6 protein-coding genes are annotated in these 7,136 nt (G+C 43.6%); 3 read left to right on the top strand and 3 right to left on the bottom strand.

Annotated elements, in window-relative coordinates; genetic code table 11:
• Nucleotides 1-110 precede the first annotated feature (110 nt).
• The 3 genes from FD12_RS04285 to alsS all read right to left on the bottom strand — a co-directional run bounded on the left by FD12_RS04285 (nucleotide 111) and on the right by alsS (nucleotide 4,303).
• Nucleotides 111-1,493, bottom strand: coding sequence for a sugar porter family MFS transporter (locus FD12_RS04285; protein ID WP_056981876.1), 1,383 nt, complete (start codon nucleotides 1,491-1,493; stop codon nucleotides 111-113).
• 403 nt (nucleotides 1,494-1,896) lie between these two features.
• Nucleotides 1,897-2,607: an acetolactate decarboxylase gene (gene budA, locus FD12_RS04280; RefSeq protein ID WP_054749092.1), complete on the bottom strand. Its 711-nt coding sequence runs from the start codon at nucleotides 2,605-2,607 to the stop codon at nucleotides 1,897-1,899.
• A 19-nt stretch (nucleotides 2,608-2,626) separates the two neighbouring features.
• Nucleotides 2,627-4,303: an acetolactate synthase AlsS gene (gene alsS / locus FD12_RS04275; RefSeq protein ID WP_056981874.1), complete on the bottom strand. Its 1,677-nt coding sequence runs from the start codon at nucleotides 4,301-4,303 to the stop codon at nucleotides 2,627-2,629.
• Nucleotides 4,304-4,499: 196 nt separating this feature from the next.
• Here alsS and FD12_RS04270 point away from each other — a divergent pair, with 196 nt between their 5' ends.
• The 3 genes from FD12_RS04270 to FD12_RS04260 all read left to right on the top strand — a co-directional run bounded on the left by FD12_RS04270 (nucleotide 4,500) and on the right by FD12_RS04260 (nucleotide 7,062).
• Nucleotides 4,500-5,183 carry a YjjG family noncanonical pyrimidine nucleotidase gene (locus tag FD12_RS04270; RefSeq protein WP_056981872.1) on the top strand — a complete coding sequence of 228 codons (684 nt, stop codon included), beginning with the start codon at nucleotides 4,500-4,502 and terminating at the stop codon, nucleotides 5,181-5,183.
• A 354-nt stretch (nucleotides 5,184-5,537) separates the two neighbouring features.
• The gene (locus tag FD12_RS04265; protein ID WP_054749091.1) at nucleotides 5,538-6,017 is read left to right on the top strand and encodes a Dps family protein; all 480 of its coding nucleotides are present in this window, start codon (nucleotides 5,538-5,540) and stop codon (nucleotides 6,015-6,017) included.
• Nucleotides 6,018-6,144: 127 nt separating this feature from the next.
• Nucleotides 6,145-7,062, top strand: coding sequence for an aldo/keto reductase (locus tag FD12_RS04260; RefSeq protein ID WP_054749090.1), 918 nt, complete (start codon nucleotides 6,145-6,147; stop codon nucleotides 7,060-7,062).
• Nucleotides 7,063-7,136 lie beyond the last annotated feature (74 nt).

The following is a 7,136-nucleotide window of genomic DNA, read 5'->3' as shown; positions in this document are numbered from 1 at the left end:
TAGCGTTTGTCTCAGTTTTCCTACGCCGCTTTTAGAGATCTCAAACAGTTTCTTAATTATGAAATCAAAGCGTCTTTCGTCCTAATCTCCAAATCAGGACTCACCACCCGTTATTTTGTTCCTTCGTCTTCAATTTCTTCCAAGCTGCGACCCTTGGTTTCAGGGACACAAGCTTTGATGAACCAAACACCCAATAGGCAGATGACACCAAAGATTGCAAACACGGCGTCTTGAGGCATTGTTGCTGTCATAATTGGGAAGAGCAGACCAACCGCAAACGATCCGATCCAGTTTGCTGATGAAGCCGCACCTGAAGCCCGACCTCTAATGGCGAGTGGGAAGACTTCACCGATGATTACCCAAGTTAATGGTGCCCAAGTGAATGAGTAGGCCGCCACATATAGACTCAAGAATGCCACAATCACCATTGGACTGGCACTTGGCATTAATACTTTGATAACTGTTGGGAGAATAAATGAGAGTCCCATTACTGTCCCACCCAGGATAAGGAGCGTCTTTCGTTTAAATTTATCAGCGATTGCCAAGAATACTAACGAACCGATGACCAATAGAATTCCTTGAATAATTGGCCACATCAATGCGGAGCTTGCGGCACTACCGGTTGCCTTTTCAACGATCAAAGGAATGTAGTAGAAAATTGCATTTGCGCCTTGGAACTGCTGGAATGCGGCGACTCCAATCCCGGCAATTGCTAGATAACGATATTTACCGCTAAAGACCGTTCCCCATGAAGTTGCTTTTGAAACGTTCTTTTCTTCAGCAGCAGTTTGTTGAATTTGAGCTAATTCAGTATCAATTTCTTTGTCATTATCGCGAATGTAACTAAGCACTGTGCGAGCATCGTCCACCCGATGGCTTTTAACCAAGAAACGTGGTGATTCAGGTAAGAAAGAAACCCCTGCGAACAGGATCAACGCTGGTACTGCAGCCAAGCCGAGCATCAAGCGCCAGGCAATGTTTTCAGGCAAATCCTTCAATAAGAAATCCATTACATATGAGAGCAACATTCCGGAAACAATCATCGTCTGGTTAATTCCAGTCAATCGCCCTCGCATCTTAGCAGGTGCCATTTCAGACATATAGGCCGGTACCAGTGCCGAAGAAGCGCCAACAGCTAATCCTAAGAACACCCGGACGGCAATTAAATAATATTGGCCATCATTGGGGGACATTGCGGAGAGAACGGAGCCAAGCATAAAGATGACGGCAGAAAGTAAAATCATCTTTTTTCTTCCCAGCTTATCAGATAACTGGCCAGCGATTGCCCCACCAAAAATGGCACCCAGCATCACTGCAGAAGTGATCCAACCAACAACGGTGGCATTATTTTGAAGGCCCCAGTCCGTTTGCAGAAACGGTAAGGCACCCGTCATAACCCCAATACCATAACCAAACAGGATTCCACCAAAGGAACCAAAGAAATAAATAAAGCTGCTTGAGATTTTCTTTTCTTTTGTAACAACCTTTTCCATATTCATTCTCCTTATCTAAAAAGTCTCTTTAGTCGATTTTGCTTCCCATTTCGAAAGGGTTGAAAGGGGTTGCATAACAAATCAGACAAATTCTTCTTATAAAACTTATGTCAGTATCAGTTCCACATCACCGGTATAACAACGCTTACATTAACAATTAACTGACGCACATAAAAATTATCGAAATCATGCAGCGCTTACAAGGTGATATATTAAAGCATTTATACGTACAAATCAACTATAAACTCTATTTATCTTACGAATAAATTAAAAGTAAGCACAAAAAAGCCTTCACTTCGGCATTTGAAGTGGAGGATATTTTTTTACTAATATATAAATAAATTTTACTAAAAATTAGTTTTTGGTAATCAAAACCGTGGATCTCATAATCAAGCACGTATGATTATTCGGATGCCTGAATGCTTCCTTCAATATCATCTTTCTCAAAATCGTGTTCCATGTAGGCCTTGTTATCAACCGGTAGATGCTGCTCCAGTGTATCGAACAGTTGATAAGAGACCTCACCTTTTACTAAACGAAAGTCAAGCACATGACCACCAAATTTTCGATCATCTGACATGAAGTGATGGTGAAAGCCACCCACCGCAGCCCCGTTGAACAACTGTGGCGAATAGTAACTAATCAGTGTACCATCAATTTGATCGCGAGTAAAAATGCTCTGTTTTCTCGCAGTTTCGGCCAAGGTACTGTATGGCGGCTCAGACTTGACCACTGCCCGCGTTTTGATGTCCGCAAAGGTTCCCGTCACTTTAAGTGAAAAGAACGTATTTTCAGCTCGACTCAATGCCAGCATCTGCTTGTTCAAATCGTCCTGTTCCACGTTTTCCAGCTCTGCCAATGGTGAGTAACGGGCAAAATGGGCATTGGCGAACGGCAGCTTAAATTTATCTGAAACTACCGTTATTTTTCCCTTTGAGTTCACCTGATAGGGCTTACCATCAAGAATAATCAGCTCGCCATCCAGGCCTTCGCCAGTCCCAATTCCGGTATCACCACGCTTGAGCAACTGCCCCATTGTGATCGTCCCTTCAAGTAGGCCTGGCACCAATAACGCTAACGTTCCGTGTTGATACAAAGTAGTGTATTTTGACATTTGACAACTTCCTTAGTGTTTAATTTAAGATATCCTTCATTAAAGCGGATTTTAACTTAATGTTATCACTATAATCAACCGGAATGTCAACCACTACTGGTCCTTTTGTCTGAAATGCTTCATCAAGAACTTTACCTAGATCATCTGGCCCGGTAACCTGCAGTCCTTTGGCGCCAAAACTTTCAGCGTATTTAGCGTAATCAACGGGTCCAAAATCAACGCCGGCATCCTTACCGTACTTGGCAATTTCCTGGAACTTCACCATATCGTAGTAACCATCGGTCCAAATAATTTGCACAATATTGAGCTTCAACCGGACGGCCGTTTCCAATTCCTGGCCTGAGAACAAGAAGCCCCCATCACCGGAAACCGAAACCACTGGTTGTTCCGGACGAGTCAACGCTGCTGCAATTGCCCATGGCAGTGAAACTCCCAGTGTCTGCATCCCATTACTGAAGAGCAAATGACGGGGTCGATAAATCCGGAAATAACGCGCCATCCAAATATAGTGGCTTCCTATATCAACCGTGACCGTGGTCTCATCATCAACCCGCTCTTGAAGTGCGCGAATAATAGCTAATGGGTGGACCCGACCCGGAGTAACATCCTTTGGCACTTCCCGTTCTGATGAAAATTCTTCCCGTAAATCATCGAGGGTCTTGGTAACTTGAGGAGATAGGTCAAACTCTCCTGTAAAAGTATCAGTCAAAGCATCAATCGTGTTTTCGATGTTTGATTCAACGATTACGTCCGGTTGGTAATTAGTAGAGATTTCCGGCGCCACTGTATCAATGTTGACGATTTGCTTGTTATGCTCCAGGTTCCAGTTACGAGCTTCATATTCAACTGGATCGTAACCGATTGCCAGTACTAAGTCACTTCGTTTCAACAGGGTATCGCCAATTTGATTTCTAAACAAACCTACCCGCCCATAGAAACGGTCTTCAAGCTGCCTGGAAACCACGCCGGCTCCCTGATAGGTTTCGACGACCGGCAACGATACTTCCCGCAAAAGGGCATGCAGTGCTTTGGTCACCTCAGGTGTAGAAGCCCGCATTCCGGCAAAAATCACCGGTAATTTGGCATTCTTCACCATCTCCGAAATCTGCTTAATCGTTTTGTCGGATGCCCGACCTTCATCTCCACGCTTCAATGGGGCAATCTCCGGCCGGTCAGTTTCATCACTCAATACGTCCGCTGGCAGCGATAAAAAGGTTGCGCCGGCTTTAGGCGACACCGCCGTTGTATAAGCATTGGAAAAAGCTTCGGAAACATTATTGGCATCCTGAACTTCCACGCTACTTTTGGCGGCATTCACCATTAATTCCTTACTGGGAATGCTTTGGTGAGTCATCCGGGCAAGGTCATCCCTTGGCACCTGACCACCCAACGCGATAACTGGGTCCCCTTCGGCCGTGGCCGTCATCAGTCCAGTAACTAGATTCGAAACTCCAGGGCCGGAAGTCGTCGCAACCACTCCTGGTTTGCCGGTCAATCTGCCAATCCCAGCCGCGATAAAGGCGGCATTTTGCTCATGACGGGTGACAATCAGCTTCGGGGTTCTTGGATCGTCGCTATACTTCAAGTCTTCAAACAGTTGGTCAACTTTAGCACCAGGGATTCCAAACACATATTTGACACCTTGGTTAATCATCGATTGAATTAGGGCCTGAGACCCACGTTTCTTTTCACTCATAAGGACACCTCTATTAATTTATTGTCTGTAATTTTAATATACCAATTAAGCATATACTACAACAATCAGGGTTGTTTTCACAATCTATTTAACAACTAGATTACTTAAAATAAGCAAAAATTACAACAAAAAGTACTCAAGATTGTGAAATTCTGGTATGATTTATTAAATTTACAAACTCGGGAAGTGATTCTGCTTGAAATATTCAACTTTATTATTCGATGTCGACGATACCTTACTCAATTTTCAATCATCTGAAAAGCACGCCCTGGAAAAATTATTCCAGACTCTCCATAAACCACTGACTCCTGAAGTTTATCGGGATTACCATTCGCTGAACGCCCAGTTATGGCGTCGATACGAGCGTGGTGAAATCAGCCGCGAAACATTGCTGGATGAACGTTTTAATTTGTTCTTTCAACATTATGGGGAAAACGTCGATGGCACCCTTTACGGCCAAAAATATCGTTCCTTCCTATCTGAAAGTCACGATCAGATCCCGAATGCCACAAAGCTGCTAGCCGATTTAACCCACGATCACCATCTCTACATCGTCACCAATGGCGTGGCCTCAACTCAACATCGGCGGTTGAAAGAATCGGGGTTAGACAAATATTTCGACAACGTCTTTATTTCGGAAAAAATCGGTCACAAAAAACCGGAGCCGGCATTTTTTGACTACATTGCCAATAACATTAGCGGATTCAATAAACAAGACTCATTAGTAGTCGGTGACTCATTGACCTCGGATATCCTAGGGGCAGCCAAATATGGCCTCGACTCGGTCTGGTTCAATCCTCAGCACCAACCAAACGCAAGTTCAACTCAACCAACGTATGAAATTGATCAATTGTTGGATTTGGAAGCCATTGTCAGCTAAACAGGGTTATCCATTTTTAAAGAACACTTTTCTTGCTCTACCGCCTATAATCCCATATGCTTAGTTATGTAAGCGTATTTAAAATATGCTAGGACAGCTGCGTAAAGCAGAAGTCTGCATGTAAGCACCAGCGAGGAAAATTCCAAAACCGGGAATTTCCCTCGCTGGAGACTTACACTCCGACTTCTAAACGCTTTACTCCGCTCACTTATTTTAGGACAGCTCCTCCAAGCAGAAGTCTGCACGTAAGCACCTCAGAGAAAAATTCCCAAGCCCGGAATTTCCCTCTGAGGAGACTTACGCTCCGACTTCTAACCGCTTGGATCCGCTCACTTATTTTTAGGAGGTAATTTCATGGCCGAACAATATGATTTTCCAAAGACCCGGGCACAGTTAAACCAATTGGTTGCCGACATCAGCCAACTAATGACCAACGTCCAGCAAACTCACTGGTACATGCGTGGCGAGAACTTCTTCAGACTACATCCCTTGATGGATGACTATTCTGATCAGTTGGCTGATCAATTGGACAATGTTGCCGAACGGTTAATCGCAATCAATGGCTCACCGTACTCAACCACTCATGAATTTATCGAGAATACAGGGTTGCCAGATGAGAAAGTCACCTGGGATCAATTAACAATGCGCGATTTCATGCAGCGGTTGTCGGACCAGTTCAAATACTTGCGTGATCAATATCAAAAGGGAATTGAAGTAACGGATGAAGAAAAAGACTTCCCAACCCAGGATATGCTAAATGGGTTTAAGGAAGCAGTCGATAAAAACATCTGGATGATTAATGCTTATCTGGGAAAAGGTCCATATGACGAATAATTCCAATTTAAGGACTAACGACCACAAAGATGTTTAAATTCAATCATAAATGGCTGGTGCAATAATTGTTCCAGCTATTTGTTTTGGATTAAACTAATCATAGTAACTAAATAAGGAGGATTTTCAAATGACAGGAACAGTAAAAATTGGCAGCAGTCAGGTCACCAGTACCCCACTTGGACTTGGCACCAATAAAGTCGGCGGCCACAACTTATTTGACGGTCTAAAAGATGAAAATGGGGCTGCTGTTGTCAAAACCGCTTTAGACGATGGTATTGGCTTGTTGGATACTGCCTATATGTACGGCTTGGGTCGCTCCGAGGAAATCATTGGCGATGTCATTCAAGATTATGATCGATCTCAATTTGTCATCGCATCAAAGGCAGCTCAAGACCCGGATAACAACCTACAGCCAAACAACGATCCTAAATTTTTGAAGCAGTCAGTCGATGATGCTTTGAAACGCTTAAAGACTGACTACATTGATATTTTCTATATCCATTTTCCTGACACGACCACCCCAAAGGCCGAAGCGGTTAACGCTTTGGTTGAAGAAAAGAAGGCTGGCAAAATCAAAGCCATCGGGGTTTCGAACTTTTCACTTGACCAAATAAAAGAAGCCAATGAAGACGATCAAGTCGATGTCGTCGAGGACAATTACAGCCTGGTTCATCGAAATGCCGAAAGAAACCTGTTTCCCTATTTAAAGGAACACGACATCTCATTTGTCCCTTACTTACCGCTTGCAATGGGATTACTGACGGGAAAATATACTCGAAATGATCAAAATCAATTTAACCAATTCACCTCTGATCAGTACACCTCAATCATGGACGCTTTAGATACCGTCAAGGAAATTGCTGACAAGCACGACGCAACAATTGCTCAAATTATTTTAGCCTGGTATATCACCGATCCCGATATTAGTGTTGTTATCCCAGGAGCTCGGGTTGCCGATCAAGTCCACAGTAATGCCAAAGCGCTGGGGATCGAATTATCTGGTTACGAATTTGATCAGATCAATCATTTATTTGACCAGTTTTAAACTGCATCGTTATGCAGACTGGGACATACCTCCTAAACTGAGAGTAGAAAAACTTGTGACGACAAGTTTTTCTA

It is taken from the genome of Lentilactobacillus rapi DSM 19907 = JCM 15042, assembly GCF_001436255.1.
In the GTDB taxonomy this organism is placed as follows: domain Bacteria; phylum Bacillota; class Bacilli; order Lactobacillales; family Lactobacillaceae; genus Lentilactobacillus; species Lentilactobacillus rapi.
The sequence above is the reverse complement of the archived record's forward strand: the minus strand, read 5'-3'. Positions and strand labels throughout refer to the sequence as shown.

What these genes read in the sequence shown, in the direction of transcription:
- FD12_RS04285 (WP_056981876.1), bottom strand. Translation starts at nt 1,493, where the DNA reads ATGGAAAAGGTTGTTACAAAAGAAAAGAAAATCTCAAGCAGCTTTATT.
- budA (WP_054749092.1), bottom strand. Translation starts at nt 2,607, where the DNA reads ATGTCAAAATACACTACTTTGTATCAACACGGAACGTTAGCGTTATTG.
- alsS (WP_056981874.1), bottom strand. Translation starts at nt 4,303, where the DNA reads ATGAGTGAAAAGAAACGTGGGTCTCAGGCCCTAATTCAATCGATGATT.
- FD12_RS04265 (WP_054749091.1), top strand. Translation starts at nt 5,538, where the DNA reads ATGGCCGAACAATATGATTTTCCAAAGACCCGGGCACAGTTAAACCAA.
- FD12_RS04260 (WP_054749090.1), top strand. Translation starts at nt 6,145, where the DNA reads ATGACAGGAACAGTAAAAATTGGCAGCAGTCAGGTCACCAGTACCCCA.